Raw genomic sequence first — 22,426 nt, forward strand, 5'->3', positions numbered from 1 at the left:
GTCCCCACGTGGGAGCCGGGTCAGGCCTCCGGGCGCAGGGCACCTTCCACCACGGCGACGAGGGAGCGCAGACGGGCGATGCCGGGCAGGTCCTCGACGAGCACGACCTTCTCCGAGCCGTCCGCGAGCGGCAGCTTCCAGTTCGGGTACTCCGTGTCCGTGCCCGGCTGGTTCTGCGCGCGCCGCTCCCCCACGGCGTCGACGAGCGCGACGCCCACGAGGCGCGAGGGCGTGCGCGCGACGTAGGCGTGCAGCGCCTCGACGATCTGCCGCTCGGTGGGGCTGTCGGGCAGCAGCCCGTACTGCCGCAGCCGGGCGACCATCTTCTCCCGCTCGCGTCGCGCCTCGGCGCGCACGACCGGCACGGGGTCGGCGAGCAGCCCGAGGCGCTCGCGCAGGTCGACGTGCTCCTCGGCGAGGTAGCCCGCCGTCGGCGGCAGGTCGTGGGTGTTGACGGTGGCGAGCACGAGCTCGCGGTAGTCCTCCGGGCGCAGCGGCCCGCCGTCGTCGTCCTTCTCGAACCACAGCACGGAGGTGCCGAGGACGCCGCGGGAGGCGAGGTAGTCGCGCACCCAGGGCTCGACGGTGCCGAGGTCCTCACCGATGACGACGGCGCCCACGCGCTGGGCCTCGAGGAGCAGCACGCCGACCATCGCCTCGTGGTCGTAGCGCACGTAGCAACCCTCGTCGGCGCCGTGGCCGTCGGGGATCCACCACAGGCGGAAGAGGCCGAGGATGTGGTCCATGCGCAGGGCGCCGGCGTGCCGCAGCACGGTGCGGAGCATGTCGCGGAAGGGCGCGTAGCCGGAGCGGGCGAGCGCGTCGGGGCGCATGGGGGGCTGGGACCAGTTCTGCCCCTGCTGGTTGTACATGTCCGGCGGGGCGCCCACGCCGATCCCGCGGGCCAGGACGTCTCCCATGCTCCACGCGTCCGCGCCGCTGGGGTGCACGCCCACGGCGAGGTCGTGCATGATGCCCATCGCCATGCCGGCCTCGCGGGCGGCGCGCTGGGCGGTGTCGAGCTGGGTGTCGGCAATCCACTGGAGCCACACGTAGTAGTCGACGCGGTCGGCGAGCTCGACGCGGGCCCGGTAGACCGCCGGGGAGGAGACGTCGTCGAGCTCAGCCGGCCAGCGCTGCCCCTCGTACTTCTCGGCGAGGGCGCACCACAGCGCGAAGTCCTCCAGCCCCTGCCCCTCCTCGGCGCGGAAGGCGTCGAGCCGACGCTGGCGCGCCGGGGAGCGGCCGGCCTTGTGGATGACCTCCAGGGCCTGGCGCTTGGCCGCCCAGGCCGCGTCGCGGTCGATGGGGCTGGGGTCGCTCGCCGCGCCCCGGACCTCCTCGGCGGCCCACTCGACGAGGGCGCGCTGGGGCCCCGGCAGGTAGGCGCACTCGCGGATGTCCTCGGGACGGATGTAGAGCGGGTTGTGGAACCGCCGGGTGACCGGCAGGTACGGCGACGGCGTCATCGGACCGACCGGCTCGGCGGCGTGGAGCGGGTTGATGAGGAGGAAGTCGGCCCCCTGCTGCCCGAAGAAGCTGCCGAGCTCGGCGAGGTCGGCGAGGTCGCCCACGCCCCACGACGTGCGGGACCGCACCGAGTACAGCTGCGCCATGAGACCCCAGGCACGCTCGGGAACCTCGGCGGGGACGCCGAGCACGTCGGGGGTGACGGCGAACGTGCACCGCGCCGGATCCTGCCCCTCGACGACGGCGACGAGCTCGTGCCAGCCCAGCGGCAGGTCGGCCGGGACCCCGAAGGTCGCCCGCCCGGTCCGCACGCCGTCGATGTCGCGGGGGTCCACCCACACGGGCAGCTGCTCGAGCACCCGCTCGCCGCCGTCCTCGAGGGCGACGCGGACCGACACCGTGCTCCCGTGGGGCAGGTGCACCGGCACCTGCGCCTCGCGGCCCTGCCGCACGACGAGGCTGGGCGGCAGCACCGAGCGCCATGGCGCCAGCTCGACGTCGACGAGCGCCTCCGCGACGTCCTCCTCGCTCTCGACGACGACGCCCAGGGCCGCCAGGACGGCGCGGATCGTGCTCGCGGGGACGGTCCGGTGGTTGCCGGTGTAGTCCCAGAAGTCCGTTGCCACCCCGTACGCCGCTGCCAGTCGCTGGAGGGCCTCGCTCGGAAGGCCGGCGGCCCGCCCGGACGGCGATGTGGTGTTCACGTGCAGATGCTCCTCGGCTCGTGCGTCATGGCTGCCTCAGCACCCAGGTCTCCGCGTGATCTTGCCAGACCTCCCGTGCCCCGGCGCGTGCGAGCGGTGCAGCTCCGGGCGGGCGGACGATAGGCTCGACGGGCAGTGGCCCGGCGCGGGTGACCGCAGGACTGCGCCGCGCGGGCCGGTGCGCCCGGCCGACCGGCCCGCCTGCGGGCCGGTCACCCCTCCGGACCGGCCCGAGCAGCACCGGTCAGGGCGCACAATAGGCAGAGCATGGGACCACGTGACGGGAGCACCCACTTGAGCACTGAGAACGCACGCCGCACCAACGTCCGTGGCATCGGCGTGAGTCCCGGTCGGGCCGCCGGCCCGGTGGCTCAGCTCGCCGGTGCCGTCCCCGCGCCGTCCCCCCACGAGCGGCTCGCCGCGGGTGACGACGTCGAGGCCGCCGCCGCCTCCGTCGCCGAGCACGCGGCCGCGGTCGCCCAGGGCCTGAGCACCGCCGCCGAGAGCGCCGAGGGCGAGGCGGCGGAGATCCTCACGACCACCGCTCAGATGGCCGCCGACCCCACGCTCGTCCAGTCCGCCCAGGCGAAGGTCCGCGAGGAGGGCAAGGCCCCAGCGCTCGCCGTCTGGGAGGCCGCCGACGCCGTCGCCGAGCAGCTCAGCGCGCTCGGCGGGTACATGGCCGAGCGGGCACGCGACGTGCGCGACGTGCGCGACCGCGTCGTCGCCAGCCTCCTCGGCATCCCCATGCCGGGCATCCCGCAGCGCGAGGAGCCCTTCGTCCTCGTCGCCCTCGACCTCGCCCCCGCCGACACCGCGCTGCTCGACCCCAGCAAGGTGCGCGCCATCGTCACCGCCGAGGGCGGCCCCACCTCGCACACCGCGATCCTCGCCCGTTCACTCGGGATCCCCGCCGTCGTCGGGGCGCCGCACGCCCTGGAGGTTCTCGAGGAGGGCCGCACCGTCCTCGTCGACGGCGCCGCCGGCACCGCGGTCCTGGACCCGAGCGCGGAGGAGGTCACCGCCGCAGAGGCCCTCGCCGCGCAGGTGCGCACCTTTGACGGCGAGGGACGCACCAGCGACGGCCACCGCGTCAGCCTCCTCGCCAACGTCGGGGAGCCCGCGGGCGCCGTCAAGGCCGCCGAGGCGGGCGCGGAGGGCGTGGGCCTGTTCCGCACCGAGTTCTGCTTCCTCGACCGGGCCGAGGAGCCCACCGTCGCCGAGCAGGTCAAGGCCTACCGCACCGTCCTCGCCGCCTTCCCCGGCAAGAAGGTCGTCGTGCGCACGCTCGACGCCGGCGCGGACAAGCCGATGCCCTTCCTCACCGACACCGCCGAGCCCAACCCGGCCCTCGGCGTGCGCGGCCTGCGCACCTCCTGGCGCAACCCGCGGATCCTGGACAACCAGCTCACCGCGATCGCCGAGGCGGCGGCTGCCGAGAGCGCCGACGTGTGGGTGATGGCCCCGATGGTCGCCACCGTGGACGAGACCGAGGAGTTCGTCGCGGCCTGCGCCAAGCACGGCCTCACCACCGCGGGCGTCATGGTCGAGGTGCCGAGCGCGGCGCTCATGTCCGGGCCGATCCTCGCCCGCGCCGCCTTCGCGTCGATCGGTACCAACGACCTCACCCAGTACACGATGGCCGCCGACCGCCTCCTCGGCTCCCTCGCGTCCCTCTCCGACGCTTTCCACCCGGCGGTGCTCCGGATGATCGAGGAGACCTGTCGCGGCGGTGCGCAGCAGAGCCGGCCCGTGGGCGTGTGCGGTGAGGCGGCCGCGGACCCGGCCACCGCCGTCGTCCTCGTCGGCCTGGGCGTGTCCTCGCTGTCGATGTCCCCGCGCTCCTTGCCGGACGTCGCCGCCGTGCTCGCGGCCACGACGCTGCAGCGCTGCCAGGAGCTCGCCCAGCTCGCGCTCGGCGCCGAGTCTGCCGAGCAGGCCCGCGCCCTCGTGCGCGGCCAGCTGCCGGTCCTCGACGAGCTCGGCCTGTGAGCGCGAGCCCGGACCAGGTCACCGCGTACCAGGCGTTCGGCGGGCGGGCGACCTTCGAGCGGCTCGTCCGCCGCTTCTACGAGGGCGTGCGCACCGACGACGTCCTCGCACCGATGTACCCGGAGGACGACCTCGAGGGCGCCGTCGAGCGCCTGACGACGTTCCTCGAGCAGTACTGGGGCGGCCCGACGACGTACTCCGAGACCCGCGGGCACCCGCGGCTGCGGATGCGGCACGCCGCGTACGCCGTGAGCCCGCTGGCCCGTGACCGCTGGCTGCAGCACATGCGCGACGGCGTCGACGAGCTCGCGCTGCCCGCGGACCTCGAGACGATGCTGTGGACCTACCTCGAGCGGGCCGCGTTCTCGCTGGTCAACACGATGGAGGAGCCGTGACCGTGGCCGACGCCGGTGAGCAGAGCGAGGCGCTGACCTCGGTCCTGGAGCTGCTGCGCCTGGAGCGGACCGGGCACGACACCTGCACGGGGACGTCGCTGGAGCACCTGAGCGGACGCGTGTACGGCGGGCAGGTGCTCGCTCAGTCCCTCATCGCGGCCGCCGGGACCGTCTCCGACGCCGGCCTGCCCGCCGAGCGCCTGCCCCACTCCGTGCACGGCTACTTCCTGCGACCCGGCAAGCTCGACCGGCCGATCACCTTCGAGGTGGAGCGGATGCGCGACGGCGGCTCCTTCAGCGCCCGCCGCACGCACGCGATCCAGGACGGCAAGCCCATCCTCTCGATGATCACCTCCTTCCAGGAGCGCCAGCCGGGGCTGGACCACGCCGAGGACCCGCCCGAGGTGCCCGGCCCCGAGGGCCTGGAGAGCTCGGCGGACCTCTTCTCCCGCTACGACCACCCCGCGGCGAACTTCTACGCCCGCACCGGCGCCTTCGACATCCGGCACGTCGAGGGCTCGATCTACGTCCCGCGCGGCCGCTCCCCGCTGAGCCGCCAGGCGCTGTGGATGCGCTCGCGCGGCCGCGTGGACGCGGACCAGCTCACCCACCGGGCGCTGCTCGCCTATGCCTGCGACCAGGTGATGCTCGAGCCGGTGCTGCGCCGCCACGAGCTTGTGTGGACCTCCCCCGGCCTGTCGGTCGCCAGCCTCGACCACGCGATGTGGTGGCACCGCGACGTCCGCGTGGACGAGTGGCTGCTCTATGTCCAGGACGCCCCCAGCGCGCAGGGCGGACGCGGGCTGGGCCTGGCGAAGGTCTACGACCAGGCCGGCGATCTCGTGGCCACGCTGGCGCAGGAAGGCATGGTCCGGGTCCCCGAGGGGTCTTGACGCCGGTCGTAGCATGACGGCGTCACTCGCGGCGGGGCGGGCCTGGCACGCCTCCCGTGGTCGCCACCCAGGGGGAGCTTGCCATGACCGTACCCACGTCCGTGCCCGTCCGACCCGGTCGCCGCCGTGGACGACGACGACGCAGTGCGCTCGCGCTCTCCGCGGCCCTGCTGCTGCCGTTCACGGTGCTCGGCCTCCCGGCCGCCGCCCAGAACGGGCCGGCCACCGCCGCCGTCGGTGGCACGCTGGGGGCCATGGCGCCGACAGACCCGCCGACCGAGTCGCCCATGATCGTGCCGCGTCCCGTCTCTCTCGAGCACGAAGCCGACGCCGAGCCCTTCCTCCTCACCCCGGACGCGCAGATCGTCGCGGCCGGTGAGGCCGCAGGAGCCGGTGCGTTCCTCGCGAGCGTGCTGCGCCCGTCCACCGGCTACGACCTGCCGGTCACCGAGGCCGGCGACGGCGCCGACATCACGCTGCAGGTGGGCCCGGAGCACGCCGTCGAGGGCCACGAGGACTCCGCCGAGGCCTACAGTCTCATCGCGGGTGCCGACGGCGTCGTCGTCTCCGCGACCAGCGCCCAGGGCGTCTTCAACGGCGTCCAGACGCTGCGCCAGCTCTTCCCGACCTTCGTCGAGCACGACGAGGCGACGGCGGGGCCGTGGACGGTCCCCGCGGTGACCGTCCTCGACTCCCCGCGCTTCGAGTACCGCGGCATCATGCTCGACGTCGCGCGCAGCTTCCAGACCGTGGACGAGGTCAAGCAGTTCATCGACTCCCTCGTCCAGCTCAAGATGAACCACCTCCACCTCCACCTCGCCGACGACCAGGGCTGGCGCATCGAGATCACCAACGAGGGCCGCGTCGAGGGCGACGACATCGACTACACGCGCCTCACCGCGGTCTCGGGCCAGACGGCGATGACCGAGCAGGGCTACGAGGACGAGCCGGGGCGGACCGGTTTCTACACCCAGGAGGACTACGCCGAGATCGTCGACTACGCGGCCCAGCGGCACGTCGTCGTCGTCCCGGAGATCGACACGCCGGGACACACCCAGGCGGCGCTCCACGCGATCCCGCAGCTCAACACCGAGGGCGCCGCCCCGGAGCCGGACCCGGAGACCGGTGTCCCGCCGGCGCACGGCACCGGGGAGGTCGGCCACTCGACGCTCGACACCCGGGGCGAGGTGACGTACACCTTCCTCGAGCACGTGTGGTCGCAGATCGCCGAGCTCACCCCCGGCCCCTACCTCCACATCGGCGGCGACGAGTCCCACGTCACCGAGGAGGAGGACTACATCTACTTCATGGACCGGATGATCGACGTCGTCGAGGACCTCGGCAAGGAGCCCTTCGGCTGGAACGAGCTCGCCCTCGCCGACGTCCACGAGGACAACGTCCTGCAGATGTGGAGTGCGGGCACCGCCGGGGCGGCGATCGCACCCGAGCGGGTCAACGAGAACGGCGCCCGCATGGTCGTCTCCGACGCCCCGCACGCCTACCTCGACCAGCGGTACGACGGCGACGACCCCGAGGACCCGGACGACTCCGTGTCCCCCATCGGGCTGTCGTGGGCGTGCCCGGACGACTGCACCGTCGAGCGGTACTACGACTGGGACCCGCAGGAGCTGTTCCCCGACGTCATGACCGAGGGCTTCCTCGGCGTCGAGGGACCGCTGTGGTCCGAGACGGTCCGCGGCATCGCCCAGGCGCAGTGGCTCGTGCTGCCCCGGGCGGCGACGGTCCTCGAGATCGGCTGGACCCCGCAGGCGGACCGCGCGCTTGAGGACTTCTTCGGCCGTCTCGCCACGCTCGGCGGGCGGCTGACCCTTCAGGACCACAACTTCTACGCCACCCCGGAGGTCGCGTGGACCGTCGACGCCGCCGGCGTCGACCAGCACCTCGAGGCTCCCGGCACCGCCGCCGCCATGACCGTGGGCGTCGTGACGGCACCGGGAACGTCAGCGGAGGACATCGAGGCGACCGTCGACCTCGGTGACGGCAGCGAGCCGGTGCCCGCGACGGTCGTCGCCACCCGCGAGGGGGACGAGCTCACCGTCAACGGGGAGTACCTCCTCGAGGTCGAGCACACCTTCACCGAGCCCGGCACCTACAGCGGGGTCCTCAGCGTCACCGCACCGAACGGCACGGCGACGGCCCCGTTCACCGTCACCGTGCTCGGCGACGACGGCGAGCCCACCCCCACGCCGACGCCCACGCCCACGGTGACGACGCCCGCCACGCCGCCTGCCAAGCCCGGTGGCGGCCAGCTGCCCGCCACCGGCGCCCCCGTCGCGCTCGTGCTGCTCGGCGTCGCCGCCCTCGTCGGGACCGGCACCGGCCTGCTGCGGCGCCGGCGCGGCTGAGTCGGCGCCCGGGCGGGGCCTGCCCCGCCCGGGCGCCCTCTCCGCGCGCGAATTCCGCGCACACCTCACAGACTTGGGGCCGTGAGGGATACCAGGTGAGGCTGCGCAAGGTCCGCGTCGACTCCCCCGGTCTGACCCGCCGCCGTGCCGGCAAGGGGTACATCTACCTCGACGCGGACGGACAGCGGGTCACCGACCCCGACATCGTCGACCGGTGCCGTTCGCTCGTCATCCCGCCCGCGTGGCGGGACGTGTGGATCTGCCCCGACCCGGCCGGGCACATCCAGGCCGTGGGGATCGACGACGCCGGACGGCGCCAGTACCTCTACCACGACGTGTGGCGCGCCCGACGGGAGCGGGCGAAGTACCGGCACGTGCTCGACGTCGCCACCCGCCTGCCCGAGGCCCGCGGGCAGGTGGCCGAGCACCTGGCGCTCCCTCGGCTCACCCGGGAGCAGTCGCTCGCCATCGCCTTCCGGCTCCTCGACCGCGGCGCCTTCCGGATCGGTGGGGAGACCTACGCCGCGCGGCACGAGACCTACGGTCTGGCGACGCTGCGCAAGGACCACCTGCGGATCCGCACCGACGGCACGCTGAGCTTCCAGTACACGGCCAAGTCCGGGCTGCCCCGCTCCCTGGAGCTGCGTGACCCCGAGCTCACCGGCCCGCTCACCACGCTGCGCCGACGCCGCGGTGGTGGCGTCGAGCTGCTCGCCTACCGCAACGGCAGCCGCTGGGTGGACCTGTCCACGGCGGACATCAACGCCTACCTCAAGGAGCTCCTCGGGCCGGACGCGAGCGCCAAGGACTTCCGCACGTGGCGCGGGACGGTCATGGCCGCCGTCCACCTCGCCCGCGCCGAGGACGTCTCCACCTCGCGCACGCGGCAGGCGGCGGTGCGGGAGGCGGTCAAGCGGGTGGCCGAGGACCTCGGCAACACCCCGGCGGTCAGCCGCGCCTCCTACATCGACCCGCAGGTCATCGACAGCTTCGAGCGCGGCAACACGATCCCGCCGGATGCCGCTGCGCCCGGCGAGATCGAGGTCCGCACGGGCCTCGCCCCGGCCGAGCAGGCGGTCATCGACCTCCTGTCCTGAACCGTTCCTGAACCCCGGGCGTGGGGCCGGGCACGTGTGCCACGATGGCGGGGCTGCTCGGGTCGAGGGGAGACGACGACGATGGCGCTGGTCGTGGCATGCGCCTTCGCTGCCGTCATGGTCGGGATCCTCGCCGTCACGCGCCTGTTCAGCACGCGGGTGGCCGCAGGCCTCACGGTTCTGTCCCTCGTCCACGTGGCTCTGCGGGTGCGGCGTCAGCGCCGCTATGCGGCCACCGTGCGCAGGCCGCACGAGGGCGGCGGCTGATCAGGCTGCCGGAGGGGGCGGCTGACGCGGGGGTCAAGGCCGCCGTCGGCGACGACGGCTGAACCCGACGACGACGGCGGCCGTCGCGAGGGCGAGCACGAGGAGCCACGGGGCGGCGACCGAGTCCGGGGTGGCGAGCGCGGGGGAGGAGGCGGAGCGTGGGTCGGCGGCGGCGGCGTCGTCGGTGGTGACGGTGCTGGTGCCGGCCGGCGGGGTGGGGACGGAACCGTCGAGCGCGGTGAGGGTGAGCACGGTGAGGGACGCGGTCCAGCCGAGGGTGGAGACCGCCGCCGGGTTGCCGTCCGGGCCGACCTTCTCCGGGTAGGCGCCGACCCCGGTGCGGTGGGCGTCCATCCACTCGACGAGGCGCTCGGCCTTGACGTCCTGGTCGTCCGCGGCCCAGGCGAGGGCGAAGAACATCGTCTCGGGGGTCCACGTCATGTCGTCGCCCCAGCGTTCGCCGGGCTGCACCCCGCCGGTGTCCTGGACCAGGGCCTCCCACGTCGTGTCGAGCTCGGCGCGGACCACCGGCGTGGCGGGGTTGAAGGGTGGCGCGAGCCAGGCGACGGCCGCGTCCTTGCCGCTGCCGTCGACGACGGTGCGCTGGTAACCGATGGCGCCGAAGGAGTGGTCGATGCCCCACTGGAGACGGTCGGCGGCGACGAACCAACGGTCGGCGTCGTCCTCCTCACCGGCGAGCTCGGCGATCGCGGCGGCCGAGCGCAGGCCGGCCAGCAGCGGGGCCGCCGTCCCGAGGTTCGGTGCCGGGTAGCCGCTCTCCCAGTAGTCCGGCCGGGCCGGAGGGATGCCGTTCTCGTCCAGGCTTGCGGCGGCATGGTCGGCGGCCGCCTCGACTGTCGGGTAGAGCTCGGCGAGAATCGCGTCCCGGTCGGCGGCGGACGCGACCTGGAGATACTGCCACGTGGCCCACGGGATCCAGCCGTTGGCGTCGAGCTGCCAGGCGCGGGCGTCCGGCGGTCCGGAGCCGTCGAGGAGGGTGCGTGCCTCCCACGTGCCGTCCGGGCGCTGGGTGCTCGCGTTGTAGCGCAGGATCCGCAACGCCTCCTCGGGGAACCCGGCGCGGGCGAAGGCGACGGCGGTGAAGGCCGAGTCGCGGGGCCAGGAGTAGCGCCAGATCGTGTGCCACGCCGCGGCGACGGCCCCGTTGTCCTGGAGCAGGAGCCGCATGTCCAGCAGCGCCCGCTCGGCCATGGCCCGCTCGGCCTCCGTGCGTCCCGGCACGCTGCCGGAGGCGAGCCAGGCGCGGCTCTCCTCCACCTGCGCGAGAGCGTCGGGGTGCCCGGCGGGCACGACCTCGGGCGCCTGCGCCCCCTCGGGGACGTAGAGCCAGCTCCCGTCGGCCAGCTCGAGGACGCTGGAGCCCGGCACGAAGCGCGCGCCTGCCGCCTCGAAGGCGGACAGCGCGTAGGGATGGCCGGGCGTGCCGAGGATGCCGGCGGGTCGGACGGCGAGCTGCTCACCGCCGAGGTGGCGCCAGCAGGAGTTGTCCGCCGCGCAGCCGGGGTGGGCGTCGTCGACGTAGAAGGCGAGGTCCCAGCCGGCGTAGCGCTCGGCGGGGCCTGCGCCCTGCTCCACCCAGCCGCCCCAGTGGTCACGGTCGTAGTTCCAGCTCGGAGGTGCGTCAACGGTGGCGGAGCGCGCGCCCCACCACTCGACGGCACCGTCGGTGCCCGTCGCCTGGAGGACGAGCACGTACTCCTGCCCCGGTGTCACCCGGACCCCGCCGAGATCGAGCTCGAACCAACCGCGGCCGGTGCCGCCGAGGTCCACCTGCGCGGCACCGACCTCGGTGGCGGGGTCGGTGACGTCGGTGCGCACCGAGGCGGTGACCTGCCCACGCGTGGAGCGGCTGACGAGCCATGCCGCCACGGTCCCCAGCTCGTCGTCCCGGGGGACGAAGGACTGCGCGCCGGCGTGGCCGGGCCCGTGGATGGCCACGTTGGCGTACGTGTGGTCGGGCTGGGCCTCGTAGGCGCCGGCAGCCGGTACGGCCGCTCCCGTGAGGGCAAGGGCTGCACTCGCCACCGCTGCGAGGAGCCTGCCTCTCATCGTCGTCCCTGCTCGTCGTCGTCCTTGGCCACGTCCCACCACCTTACGGCGAGCCGACGCGCCGACCCCGCCCTCACCCCCGCACATGCGCCGACGAGGGTCCCTCGCGGCGACAGCTGGATCTCGCCCGGCGGCTCAGCGGGTGAGGTTGCGGCGGAAGGTGACCGGCTCCTCGACGAGCTCGGACCAGGCGGCGCGCTCGTCGTCGGTGATGCGGCGCGGGCGGCCGGTGGTGCGGTCCACGAGCACGAGCGTCGTCATCGCCCGCACGGCCGCGCCCTCGGGCCCGGGCACCTCGTAGCAGACGTCGATGCTGGCCCCGCCCATCCGGGCCAGCCACATCTCCACCTGGATCGGCGCCGTCGTGTACTCCAGCGGCGCGAGGTACTCGATCTCCTGGTGGGCGATGAAGGTGGCCGTCTGGGCGCCGTCCCCAGCGGCGAGGATCCTGCCGCCGGGAACGTCCGGGTCCTCCGGGCTCGCCCAGAACGCGGCGATGCGGGCCTCCTCGAGGAGGGTGAGCATCGCCGCGTTGTTGACGTGCCCGTAGCCGTCGATGTCCGACCAGCGGAGCTTGACGGGAACGGTCAGCCGGGCCATCAGTCGCGCGTGAGCTTGCGGTAGCTCATGCGGCTGGGGCGCGCGGCGTCGGGCCCCAGCCGGGCGACCTTGTTCTCCTCGTAGGAGGCGAAGTTGCCCTCGAACCAGTACCAGTTCGCCGGGTTCTCCTCGGTGCCCTCCCAGGCGAGGATGTGGGTGGCGACGCGGTCGAGGAACCACCGGTCGTGGGAGACGACGACGGCGCAGCCGGGGAACTCGAGCAGCGCGTTCTCCAGCGAGCCGAGGGTCTCGACGTCGAGGTCGTTCGTCGGCTCGTCGAGGAGCAGGAGGTTGCCGCCCTGCTTGAGCGTGAGCGCGAGATTGAGGCGGTTGCGCTCACCACCGGAGAGCACGCCGGCCGGCTTCTGCTGGTCGGCGCCCTTGAAACCGAACTGCGAGACGTAGGCGCGCGAGGGGATCTCGACCTTGCCGACCTGGATGAAGTCCAGGCCGTCGGACACGACCTCCCACAGCGTCTTCTTCGGGTCCAGGCCCTCGCGGGACTGGTCGACGTAGGAGATCTTCACGGTCTCCCCGACCTTGAGGTCACCGCCGTCGAGCGGCTCGAGGCCGACGATCGTCTTGAAGAGGGTTGTCTTGCCGACGCCGTTGGGACCGATGACCCCGACGATGCCGTTGGGCGGCAGGGAGAAGGACAGCCCGTCGATGAGGGTGCGGTCCCCGAAGCCCTTCTCGAGGTTCTTGGCGTCGATGACGACCGAGCCCAGGCGCGGGCCCGGCGGGATCTGGATCTCCTCGAAGTCGAGCTTGCGCATGCGGTCGGCCTCGGCGGCCATCTCCTCGTAGCGCGCCAGACGTGCCTTGGACTTGGCCTGGCGGCCCTTGGCGGAGGAACGGACCCACTCGAGCTCGTCCCGGAGGCGCTTCTGGAGCTTGGCGTCCTTCTTGCCCTGGACCTCCAGGCGCGAGGCCTTCTTCTCCAGGTAGGTGGAGTAGTTGCCCTCGTAGGGGTAGAGGCGCCCGCGGTCGACCTCGGCGATCCACTCGGCGACGTGGTCGAGGAAGTACCGGTCGTGGGTGACGGCGATGACGGCGCCGGCGTACTTGGCCAGGTGCTGCTCGAGCCAGAGCACCGACTCGGCATCGAGGTGGTTGGTGGGCTCGTCGAGGAGCAGGAGGTCCGGCGCCTCGAGGAGCAGCTTGCACAGCGCGACGCGGCGCCGCTCGCCACCGGACAGGACGGAGACGTCCGCGTCGGGCGGCGGCAGGCGCAGCGCGTCCATCGCCTGCTCGAGCTGAGAGTCGAGGTCCCACGCGTTGGCGGCGTCGATCTCACCCTGGAGGGTGCCCATCTCGGCCATGAGCGCGTCGAAGTCGGCGTCGGGGTTCGCCATCTCCTCGCCGATGGCGTTGAAGCGGTCGAGCTTGGCCTTGATCTCCGAGACGCCGTCCTGGACGTTCTCCAGCACGTTCTTCGTCTCGTCGAGCGGCGGCTCCTGCAGGAGGATGCCGACGGAGTAGCCCGGGCTCAGCCGCGCCTCACCGTTCGAGGGCTGCTCGAGCCCGGCCATGATCTTGAGGATCGTCGACTTGCCCGCGCCGTTCGGACCGACCATGCCGATCTTGGCGCCGGGCAGGAAGGACATGGAGACGTCGTCGAGGATGACCTTGTCACCGTGCGCCTTGCGTGCCCTGACCATCGAGTAGATGTACTCGGCCACAACTCTCCCAGTGCTCGAGGATGCGGGCCGGACCCCCGGCCACTTGCGTCCTCCAGGGTAGGCCACGGCCGCCCGGTCGTCGTCTGCCGCCGGTGTGGCCTTCGCTGCAGGCGATCACGCCTCGACAGGCGCCTTCTCCCACGGGTCCGAGGGCTCCAGGCCCTCCCCCACGGGTGCGCCGCCGTCCTCCGGGTCCCGCTCCTCGTCCGTCCCCGGCGCCGTCCCTCCCGCGGCGAAGGCCTCCGCCGGTGCCTGCTCGATGACCTTCGCGTAGGTGACGAGGCCGTACTTGATGTCGACGGCGATGACACCGGCGGTGATGACGTTGGTGTGGCTCGTGCGCTCCGGCCCGGCCCACTCCTCGGAGCTCAAGATGCCCTGGACAAGGACCGGCATGCCGCGGCGGATCGAGCGCTGCACGACCTTGCCGTTCGGTCCCCAGGTCTTGACGGTGAACCACTCGGTGCCGGTCTCCCTCCACTCGCCGCTGGCGGAGTCCCGGTAGCTGCGGGTGCAGGCGAGCCGGAACCTCGTCACCTCCCTGTCGTTGGTCGTGATGACGATCTCCGGATCGGTCCCCACGCGTCCGCGGACGGTGATCTGGTTGGTGTCGCTCATCGCAGTGCTCCCTGGCTCGGGGCCGGCGGGGTGCCGGCGTCGAGCACGACGATGCCGCGCGGCGCCGTCACCCGGGAGCGGCGAGGGGGCCGACTGTGGACGGTGGCCTCGCTCAGCCGCCCTGTGCGGCAGCCGCGTCCAGCGCGAGGCGCAGGGTCCGGTGCCGTTCGAGGACGGCAACAGTCGGCGCCGCGAGCTCGCCGCGCACGACCTCACCGACCCGCTCCTCCACCTCCTGGCGGTAGCGTGCCGCCGCCCGCTCGCCCTGGGAGCCGCGTGACACCCGCGCCACGACGACGCCCGCGGCGCCGAGCACGAGCAGCCCGGCCCCGACGCCGAGGAGCACTCCGCCGGGCAGGTCACCCGCCCCGAGGGCGCCGGCGGCACCGAGGACGAGGGCGAGCACGCCGAGCGCGGCCAGGACGATGCCGCCCACCTGCAGCGCGAGCAGTCCCGGCCGGCGCACCTCGGGCAGCGGCACGCCGCCGACGGCGGAGGACACGGACTCGCGCAGCGACTCCGCGGAGGGCACGGCCTGCGTCACGGCACGCTCCCACCGCTCGGGCAGGCCGGCGGTCGCGGCCGCGAGCCAGCGCCCCCGCACGGCCTCGACGGCACCGGTAGCCGGCGGCTCGGGATGGGCCAACGCGCTGGACCGCACCCGCACGACGGCGGCCCGCACCGAGTCCGCGACGGAGCCGACCCCGGCGGCGCGGCTCAGCTCACCGGCGGCCGCTGCCACCTCGGAGGTGCCGAGGGCCGGCTCGTCCTGCCCGACGGCGGCGCGCAACCTGCGGGCGACGGCCCCGATCTCCGCCTCGGCGGTGCGGGCGGCGGTCGAGGACCGCGCCACGGTGAGCGCGAGGATCTCCCGCACGTCCGCGATGCCCTGCCCGGTGACGGCGGAGGTGGTGATGACCTCGACGCCGCCCAGGCCGTCGGCACGCAGCAGGTCCCGGACCGACTCGACCACCCGCGGCACGGCGCCCGCGGGGAGGGTGTCGACCTGGTTGACGAGGACGAGCATGGCCTCCTGGCGGTCGGCCAGGGCACGCAGGTAGCGGTCATGGAGGGCGTGGTCGGCGTACTTCTGGGGGTCGACCACCCAGATGAGCATGTCGACGAGCGGCAGCAGCCGGTCAACCTGGTCGGCGTGCGCCTCCGCGACGGAGTCGTGGTCGGGCATGTCGAGGAGCACGAGCCCGTGCAGGGCCTGCTCCTCGTCGGCGTCCAGGACGCTCTCGCGGCCGATGCGGCGGTGCTCGGAGACCTCGAGGAAGTCGAGCAGCTCGGTGGCCGAGCCGCCCCACACGCACGCGGCGGCCCGGTCGGTGGTGGGGCGGATCGCGCCGACGTCGGCGAAACGCAGCCCGGAGATCGCGTTGAACAGGGAGGACTTGCCCGAGCCCGTGCCACCGACGAGCGCGACGACCGTGCGGTCCACGCCGAGCGCGAGCCGCTTCTCCACCTGGGCGATGTCGGCGAGGGAGGCGGCGACGAGCTCGGGGGCGACCTCGTCACCGGCCTGCTCGAGCGCCGTGGAGATCCGCTGGACGTGCGTGCTCAGCCGCTCGTCGTCGCGGGCGGGAGCGGCGTGGGCGCCGTGGTGCCTCATTGGTGTCCTCTCAGCTCACTGGCCCGCAGCCGCAGACCGGCACCGGCCTCGCTGCGCAGCCCGAGGGCGGCGAGGCGGTCGAGGGCGGGGCCGGCCTCATCACGGACCACGCCGGCGGCGGTCTCGTGGAGGTCCTCGGCCACCGTCGCGACGACGTCCTCGTCGGGCACGAGCGCCCGGACGGCGCGGGCGGCACCCTCGAGACCGGCGGCGGCCGCCTGGAGCATGCCGCTGAGCCCGGCGGCGTCGAGCACGCGCGCGGAGTCCCCGAGCACCCGCTCGGCGAGCGCGTCGGTGCGGCCGGCCCAGGCGGCGACGGCGGAGGCGGCGCGGGAGTCGCGTGCGCCGTCGTCGGGCACGAGGAGGTCCGCGCCGCCGCGGCCGGGCTCGGACCAGGCGCGACGCAGGTCCGCGGCGGCGTCCGCCGCGGCGTCGACGAGGAGCGGGGCGAGCGCCTGGCGGGTCTCGGCCCCGATGGCGACGGCGGCGCGGCTGCGGTCGCGTGTGCCGCCACCCCGCCAGCCCTTGCGGATCCGGGAGACGTCACCGGTGAGCGGGGCGAGCACGCCACCGGTGCTGGCCGCGGACAGCCAGCGGGTGGTAGGGGCGCCCTGGGTGGCGACGCCGGTGCGCAGGCGCGAGACGAGTGCGTCGGCGGCCTCCTCGACGGCGTGCTGTGCCCTGGAGCGCAGCGTGCCGGCGGCCATGGCCTGCTCGGTGATGCCGTCGGCCAGGCGCAGCAGCTCCTCGCGCAGCGTGCCCCACACGCCCTGCGTGGTGCGGCGCACGACGCCGCGGGCGGTGTTGCGGCCACCGAGGAGCGCGAGCCACGTGCGGACGGGCTCGACGACGTCGGCCGGGAGCAGCCCCTCGTGCGGGCCCACGTCCGCCACGACGAAGAGCGGGGCCTCCCCGAGCCCGAGGTCGGTCATCCGGCGCATGAGGTCGGCCCGCACCTCGGGAAGTACCCGGCGCGGGACCCGGTTGAGGAGGACGGCGACCGTGATGCCGCGCTCCTGCGCCTGGCGCAGCACCCGCCACGGCACGGCGTCGCCGTAGCGCGCGGCGGTGGTGACGAAGAGCCACAGGTCGGCCGTCTCGAGGAGGAGGTTGGCCAGGGTGCGGTTGCCCTCGAGGACGGAGTCGAGGTCCGGCGCGTCGAGGAGGGCCAGGCCGGGCGGCACGCCGTCGTCGGGGACGACGTCGGCGAGCTCGGTGATCGGGTGCTCGGTGACGAGCCAGGTGTCCTCGGGGCGGACGGCGAGGACTGGGCTGATCGTCGTCGGCCGGATGACGCCCGCGTCGGAGATCTCGCGGCCGACGACGGAGTTGACGAGCGTCGACTTCCCCGCGCCGGTCGAGCCGCCGAGGACGACGACGGCGGGCCCAGCGTCGCGCTTGAGGCGCGGCAGCAGGTGGGCACCGATCTGCGTCTCGACCCGGTCGCGCAGCTCGCGCAGCGCATCGGCACCGGGCAGGTCGAGGGGGAAGCGGGCGGAGGTGACGTCGTCGAGAAGGTCGGTGACGACGTCGAGAATCGGTGACCGGCCCCGCACATGACGTGCCGAGTGGGCATCGCGGGTGTCGGGGGCGGTGGTCACGCCTCCATCCTCCCTGGTCAGCAGGGGCAGACCAAGCCTGGACGTCACGTGTCGGGGTGCGTGTCGCCGGGAGGCACTACCGTTGGGCCTGCCGGTTTGCCGGGCCCCAGTAGCTCAATGGATAGAGCAACGGCCTTCTAATCCGTAGGTTGCAGGTTCGAGTCCTGCCTGGGGCGCCCCTGACATCTCCTGCGCCGCGCTCTTGACGGCGTCTGCCCGCCGCTGGACGCTGGAGCCCCGTCACGCCCTGGAGGCACCCATGGGCAAGCTCATCTACGCAGCCAACGTCTCCCTCGACGGCTACCTCGAGGACGAGACCGGCGCCTTCGACTGGTCGGAGCCGGACGAGGCGGTGCACGCGTTCTGGAACGAGCACGAGCGCGGCATCGGCACCTCGCTCTACGGCCGTCGCATGTACGAGACGATGCGTGTCTGGGAGGACGATGACTGGCTCGCGGACGAGCCGGCCGTCGTCCGTGAGTACGCGCAGATCTGGCGCGACGCCGACAAGGTCGTCTACTCCTCGACCCTCGACGAGGTGACGACGGCGCGGACGAGGGTCGAGCGGCGGTTCGAGCCCAAGGCGGTACGACGACTGAAGACCGACTCCAGCGCGGACCTGAGCATCGGCGGCGCGACCATCGGGGCCGAGGCGTTCCGGCACGGCCTGGTCGACGAGTGCGTGCTCCTCCTGTACCCCGTGGCCGTCGGCGGCGGCAAGCCGGCGCTCCCGCGGGGCATGTGCCTGGACCTCGCGCTGCTGGACCAGCGCCGCTTCGACAGCGGGGTGGTCTACGTCCGCTACGCGGTGCGGAACGCCTGACGAGCAGGTGGCCAGCAGCCGGCTGAGGACGGTCGTGGAGAGGTACTCCGCGTCCCCCTCCGGCCACGGCGGCACGTCGGTGCCGGTGGGCTGCGCGACGACTGGGACGCCGCACTCGCGGTCGGCGGTCACGGAGTCCGCGGTGAAGCTCCACGAGGCCCACCGAAGGTCCACCCCTCGCCCCCGTCGATGTCGAGGGGCTCGGTCGCGACACCGAGGGGCTCGCTCAGGACCATGTCCTCTCCGCGCTGGACGCGGAAGCTGAGGCCGACTCCGCTCGGGGACTCGTAGGTGCCACCGACGATCACGGCGTCCTCGAGGCCTGCCGCCGACTCGAGGCCCGGCCGTAGGGATCCTCCGGCCGAGCCAGGTCGGAGTACGGGCCGGCACTGTCCGCGTCGAGCACTGCCCCACCGTTTTCGAGCGTGGACGCCATGATGCTCACGGCCATGGTGAGGTGGTCCCCCTCCCCGACCTCGGCTAGCTCGACCGAGTCGAGCAGCTCACCGTGGCCGATGTCGACGACGACGGAGCGCCGGCCAGTCGGGACCGACGTCCCCGCCCGCCTAGCGCGACGCAACCTACTACCGTCGGGTCAGGTCTCGAGGCTCCGCCAGATCTGGCACGAGACACAAACTGGGGTTCCGCAGAAAGGTCAGCGGGACGATCCTGTCCCCGAAGGACACGGTCATCGTCCGCAGGCACGCCGCGATCGCTGAACGCTTCATCCACATGGCCTACAAGGGAGCACTCTTCATGGGAGTCGTGGACAACGTCATCTACGTCGACGGGCAACGGGCCGCGACACCGCACACCCTGGAGCAGACCTTTGAGCTGCTCCACCAGCACGGTGGCATGGCCTGGGTGGGGCTCTACCGCCCCACACCCGAGGAGGTCAGCGCCATCGCCGGCGAGTTCGGCCTGCACGAGCTCGCCCAAGAAGACACCAACAAGGCCCACCAACGGCCCAAACTGGAACGCTACGGCCACACCCTGTTCACCGTCCTGCGCCCCGCCCGGTACCTCGAGGACGTCGAGGAGGTCGAGTTCGGGGAGCTGCACGTCTTCACCGGCCCCGGCTTCGTCGTCACGGTCAGACATGCCGAGTCACCGGACCTGGGCCGGGTCCGGCGCCGCCTCGAGGACGACCCGGCTACTCTCCGCCTCGGTCCCGAGGCGGTGCTCTACGCGATCCTCGACGAGGTCGTGGACCAGTACGGCCCGGTAGTAGCCGGACTTGAGAACGACATCGACGAGATCGAGGACCAGCTCTTCGACAGCGACCCGACCGTCTCACGTCGCATCTACGAACTCTCCCGAGAGGTGATGGCTTTCCAACGCGCCACCCACCCACTCGTGGGCATGCTCGAGGACCTCGAGCGTGGCTTCGACGCTCACGAGGTGGACGTGGAGCTACGGCACCGGCTCCGCGACGTCCACGACCACACCCTGCGCGTGGTCGAACGCGCCGACGCCTTCCGCAGCCTGCTGCAGAACGCCCTGACGGTCAATGCCACCCTGGTGGCACAGCAACAGAACGAGGAGATGCGCCGCGTCACCGAGGCCAGCTACCAGCAGAGCGAGGAGGTCAAACGAATCTCCTCGTGGGCAGCGATCCTCTTTGCCCCCACCCTGGTCGGGACGATCTACGGCATGAACTTCAACCACATGCCGGAGCTTGGCTGGGCCTACGGCTACCCCTTTGCACTGCTCGCCATGGTCGTACTAGGCGTGGTTTTGTACACCGTCTTCAAGAGGCACCACTGGCTCTAGGAACGTCGTGGTCCGGCCGAGGCCGGGTGACCGCGTGAGTAACCACCGCGGGGGGCATCGGCGCCCCACACCCGAGCTTTCGCCGATCAGCCGTCGAAGCGAACGAATGCTCGCAGGGAGCCAGCGCCGTGGTCTCGGGTTTCCTCGTACCCCAGGGACTCGTAGAAGGCGCGTTGCCCGGGCTCGTCATCGGTCAGCAGGACCTTCTGGCGAACCGAGCCGTACGGTTCCAAGGCGGCGAGGACAAGGGCGCGACCCACACCGGCCCGCTGGGCGTCAGGGTGAACGAGTACGTCTTGCAGGTAGCAAATGGTGGCTCCGTCAGAGATCACTCGCGCCAGCCCGATGAGGCGCCCATCGCGCCGAGCCGCCACGACGTGTGACGAGCCGGCCAGAGCTGCCTCGAGTGTCACGACATCGTCGGCGTACGTCGTCCAGCCAACCTCACGGTAGAGCGCTTCGACCTCGTCCATGCTGAGCGCCGGCGACGCTTCCACGGTGATCCCTGCGGTGTGCATGTCGACCAATGTAGAGGCGTGAGTCGTCCACCGACGCCCGACGTCGAACCGTGCCACCACAGAGGGATCCGCACGGGGGACTCCCAGCAGTGCGATCCGCATGCTCGGGACGGCCGCCCGCATCGAGGAGGCGCTCCTCGACCTGCTTGTCGGGTACTCCAGTGACCTGGGCCTTCTGTCCGAGGAGTACGACCCCGATAGTGGTCACCTGGCGGGGAACTTCCCCCAGGCCTTCAGCCACCTGGGGCTCATCCGCGCCGCTGACGCGATCCGGGCGGCCCGCGACGCGGACCAACTCCGGCGACCCTAGAAGGTCGGAGAGTCCGCGAAGTGCTGCCGGCGGCGGCGCTCGCGGGTGACCCGGCCGCCGGGGTGGCGGCGGTAGATGTGGCCGCTGGGGGTGACCCACTCGTAGGCGCCGCTGCCCAGGCGACGGAGCTGGAACTGGCCGCTGGTCTTGAGGATGTGGTCGTGGGTGCAGAGGTCCTCGAGGCCGAGCATGGAGGTGGTTCCTCCGGCGTTCCACGGGACGGTGTGGTCGAGCTGGCAGCGGCGGGCGGTGTGGGTGCAGCCGGCGCGCACGCAGGTGCCGTCGCGTAGTCGGATGAGTTCGGCGAGCTCGTTGGGTGGCCGGTAGCGGGTGCGTCCGTGGTCCAGGACGGTGCCGGTGAGTGGGTCGGTGACGATCCGGCGCCACGTCCCGCCCAGCGCCGCCGCGCGGGCGACGGCGGGGGAGATGGGGCCGTAGCCCTCGAGGACGGCGACGTCGGCGGGCTCGCGGTTGAGGAAGGCGAGCATGGCGTCCTCCTCGGGCAGCGGGGCGAGCTCCGCGCTGGAGCCGTCGGCGGGCCTTGAGGCCGGTAGGCCGAGCTGGCGGGCGATGTCGGGCGGGAGCAGGACCGAGAGCGGCACGAGGACGCGGATCTGGGCGCGCTGCCCGCCGATGTGGCCCACGGGCATGTGCCAACGGCGCGGGATGGTGCCTGCACTGCCGGGCGGCGAAGGATCCTCGGGCGGCTCGGGTGGCGCTGCGGTGGTGGAGGAGCCGACCGTGGGCGCACCTGTCCCCTCAGGCCGGTGGTCGGGTGGGTCGGGAGGAGCCGGATCGGGACCCGGGGAGCCCGGCGGTGCGAGCCGGCCGGCGTCGCCCTGCTCCGCGGCCGGTGTGCACCGCCCCGGGAACGCCACAGGGGCGCCGGCGCCGGGAGCCTCCTCGACCGTTGCGGTGCTCGGCACCGTCGTGTCGTCCCACGGGCCGATCGGTGCCGGCGACGGGTCGTGCTCAGGTATCCCCACCCGGTCGGGCATCGACTCTGGTGGGGCCGGTTGGCCGGGCATGGGCTCTGGTGCGGCCGGTTCGCCGGGCATGGGCTCTGGTGCGGCCGGTTCGCCGGGCATGGGCTCTGGTGCGGCCGGTTCGCCGGGCATGGGCTCTGGTGCGGCCGGTTCGCCGGGCATGGGCTCGAGTGTGGCCGGGCGGTCGGGCACCGGCTCGAGTGCTGGCTGCTCGGTGGTCGGGGTGGTGCCTGGTGGTAGTCCGACGTATCCGAGCTCGAGGGCGGTGTGGCCCATGAGGGAGAGGATGTCGGCGCGGAGCTGGTCGAGGGTGCGGTCATCGCCGCTGGCCTGGGCGGAACGGGCGGCTGCCTGGAGCGCGAGGTCGATGGCCGCGGCGTCGGTGGCGGGCAGGACTGCGCGGATGCAGGCCATGCCGTCGGGCAGCTGACGGGGGTGCTCGACCCGCCGCCGGGCGCGGGCGCGGGCGTGGAAGAGGTCGGCGTCGTCGTGGCTGAGGGCGATGACGGCCTTCTTGAGGGCCTCGATGAGCTGGCTGTGGGTCTGGGTGCCGGCGTCGTCGATAACCGAGTCCTGGACCAGGACGGCGATCTCGACCGGGTAGTCCTCCAGCATCGAGACGATCGTCGTGGCCTTGCGGGCGTCG

The 22,426-nt window shown here is 73.1% G+C and carries 18 protein-coding genes and 1 tRNA gene; 10 read left to right on the forward strand and 9 right to left on the reverse strand.

Annotation, left to right across the window (positions count from 1 at the left end):
* Window positions 1–20: 20 nt before the first annotated feature.
* On the reverse strand, window positions 21–2,174 hold the full coding sequence (gene malQ / locus M3148_RS15125; RefSeq protein WP_251305556.1) for a 4-alpha-glucanotransferase: 2,154 nt from the start codon (window positions 2,172–2,174) through the stop codon (window positions 21–23).
* Window positions 2,175–2,441: 267 nt separating this feature from the next.
* Between malQ and ptsP the strand changes: the two genes are divergently transcribed.
* The 6 genes from ptsP to M3148_RS15155 all read left to right on the forward strand — a co-directional run bounded on the left by ptsP (window position 2,442) and on the right by M3148_RS15155 (window position 9,184).
* Window positions 2,442–4,166 carry a phosphoenolpyruvate--protein phosphotransferase gene (gene ptsP / locus M3148_RS15130; RefSeq protein ID WP_251305557.1) on the forward strand — a complete coding sequence of 575 codons (1,725 nt, stop codon included), beginning with the start codon at window positions 2,442–2,444 and terminating at the stop codon, window positions 4,164–4,166.
* The gene (locus tag M3148_RS15135) at window positions 4,163–4,561 is read left to right on the forward strand and encodes a globin (protein ID WP_251305558.1); all 399 of its coding nucleotides are present in this window, start codon (window positions 4,163–4,165) and stop codon (window positions 4,559–4,561) included. The genes ptsP and M3148_RS15135 overlap by 4 nt, the downstream gene beginning before the upstream one ends.
* Complete coding sequence (locus M3148_RS15140) at window positions 4,558–5,454, forward strand: acyl-CoA thioesterase (RefSeq protein ID WP_251305559.1); 897 nt, start codon at window positions 4,558–4,560, stop codon at window positions 5,452–5,454. The genes M3148_RS15135 and M3148_RS15140 overlap by 4 nt, the downstream gene beginning before the upstream one ends.
* An 83-nt stretch (window positions 5,455–5,537) precedes the next feature.
* On the forward strand, window positions 5,538–7,820 hold the full coding sequence (locus M3148_RS15145) for a family 20 glycosylhydrolase (protein ID WP_251305560.1): 2,283 nt from the start codon (window positions 5,538–5,540) through the stop codon (window positions 7,818–7,820).
* Between the two features lie 95 nt (window positions 7,821–7,915).
* Complete coding sequence (locus M3148_RS15150) at window positions 7,916–8,917, forward strand: DNA topoisomerase IB (RefSeq protein ID WP_251305561.1); 1,002 nt, start codon at window positions 7,916–7,918, stop codon at window positions 8,915–8,917.
* Window positions 8,918–8,998: 81 nt separating this feature from the next.
* The gene (locus M3148_RS15155; RefSeq protein WP_251305562.1) at window positions 8,999–9,184 is read left to right on the forward strand and encodes a hypothetical protein; all 186 of its coding nucleotides are present in this window, start codon (window positions 8,999–9,001) and stop codon (window positions 9,182–9,184) included.
* 33 nt (window positions 9,185–9,217) lie between these two features.
* Here the strand turns inward: M3148_RS15155 and M3148_RS15160 are convergent, their stop codons facing one another.
* The 6 genes from M3148_RS15160 to M3148_RS15185 all read right to left on the reverse strand — a co-directional run bounded on the left by M3148_RS15160 (window position 9,218) and on the right by M3148_RS15185 (window position 17,370).
* Window positions 9,218–11,254 (reverse strand): hypothetical protein, encoded by a 2,037-nt coding sequence (locus M3148_RS15160; protein ID WP_251305563.1) that lies wholly within the window; start codon window positions 11,252–11,254, stop codon window positions 9,218–9,220.
* A gap of 135 nt (window positions 11,255–11,389) precedes the next feature.
* Window positions 11,390–11,854, reverse strand: a complete 465-nt coding sequence (locus M3148_RS15165) for an acyl-CoA thioesterase (RefSeq protein WP_251305564.1) — start codon at window positions 11,852–11,854, stop codon at window positions 11,390–11,392.
* A complete protein-coding gene (ettA, locus tag M3148_RS15170) occupies window positions 11,854–13,536 on the reverse strand; it encodes an energy-dependent translational throttle protein EttA (protein ID WP_251305565.1) in 1,683 nt (560 codons plus the stop codon). Before ettA ends, M3148_RS15165 begins: the two co-directional genes overlap by 1 nt.
* Before the next feature lie 114 nt (window positions 13,537–13,650).
* Window positions 13,651–14,154 (reverse strand): single-stranded DNA-binding protein, encoded by a 504-nt coding sequence (gene ssb, locus M3148_RS15175; protein ID WP_251305566.1) that lies wholly within the window; start codon window positions 14,152–14,154, stop codon window positions 13,651–13,653.
* 112 nt (window positions 14,155–14,266) lie between these two features.
* Complete coding sequence (locus M3148_RS15180) at window positions 14,267–15,769, reverse strand: GTPase (RefSeq protein WP_251305567.1); 1,503 nt, start codon at window positions 15,767–15,769, stop codon at window positions 14,267–14,269.
* Window positions 15,766–17,370, reverse strand: a complete 1,605-nt coding sequence (locus tag M3148_RS15185; protein WP_251305568.1) for a hypothetical protein — start codon at window positions 17,368–17,370, stop codon at window positions 15,766–15,768. Before M3148_RS15185 ends, M3148_RS15180 begins: the two co-directional genes overlap by 4 nt.
* 103 nt (window positions 17,371–17,473) lie before the next feature.
* Here M3148_RS15185 and M3148_RS15190 point away from each other — a divergent pair.
* The 3 genes from M3148_RS15190 to M3148_RS15200 all read left to right on the forward strand — a co-directional run bounded on the left by M3148_RS15190 (window position 17,474) and on the right by M3148_RS15200 (window position 19,966).
* Window positions 17,474–17,546 (forward strand) — tRNA-Arg (locus tag M3148_RS15190).
* 83 nt (window positions 17,547–17,629) lie between these two features.
* The gene (locus tag M3148_RS15195) at window positions 17,630–18,193 is read left to right on the forward strand and encodes a dihydrofolate reductase family protein (RefSeq protein ID WP_251305569.1); all 564 of its coding nucleotides are present in this window, start codon (window positions 17,630–17,632) and stop codon (window positions 18,191–18,193) included.
* Window positions 18,194–18,949: 756 nt separating this feature from the next.
* On the forward strand, window positions 18,950–19,966 hold the full coding sequence (locus M3148_RS15200; RefSeq protein ID WP_251305578.1) for a magnesium and cobalt transport protein CorA: 1,017 nt from the start codon (window positions 18,950–18,952) through the stop codon (window positions 19,964–19,966).
* A gap of 86 nt (window positions 19,967–20,052) precedes the next feature.
* Here M3148_RS15200 and M3148_RS15205 read toward each other — a convergent pair whose 3' ends face one another.
* Window positions 20,053–20,484, reverse strand: coding sequence for a GNAT family N-acetyltransferase (locus M3148_RS15205; protein ID WP_251305570.1), 432 nt, complete (start codon window positions 20,482–20,484; stop codon window positions 20,053–20,055).
* Window positions 20,485–20,578: 94 nt separating this feature from the next.
* Here M3148_RS15205 and M3148_RS15210 point away from each other — a divergent pair, with 94 nt between their 5' ends.
* Complete coding sequence (locus tag M3148_RS15210; protein ID WP_308203259.1) at window positions 20,579–20,794, forward strand: glycoside hydrolase family 15 protein; 216 nt, start codon at window positions 20,579–20,581, stop codon at window positions 20,792–20,794.
* Here the strand turns inward: M3148_RS15210 and M3148_RS15215 are convergent.
* A partial coding sequence (locus M3148_RS15215; protein WP_251305571.1) for an HNH endonuclease signature motif containing protein occupies window positions 20,791–22,426 on the reverse strand: 1,636 nt, incomplete at its 5' end. The two genes, M3148_RS15210 and M3148_RS15215, sit on opposite strands and share 4 nt — an antisense overlap.

The sequence above is a fragment of the Georgenia satyanarayanai genome (assembly GCF_023715365.1).
Lineage (GTDB): Bacteria > Actinomycetota > Actinomycetes > Actinomycetales > Actinomycetaceae > Oceanitalea > Oceanitalea satyanarayanai_B.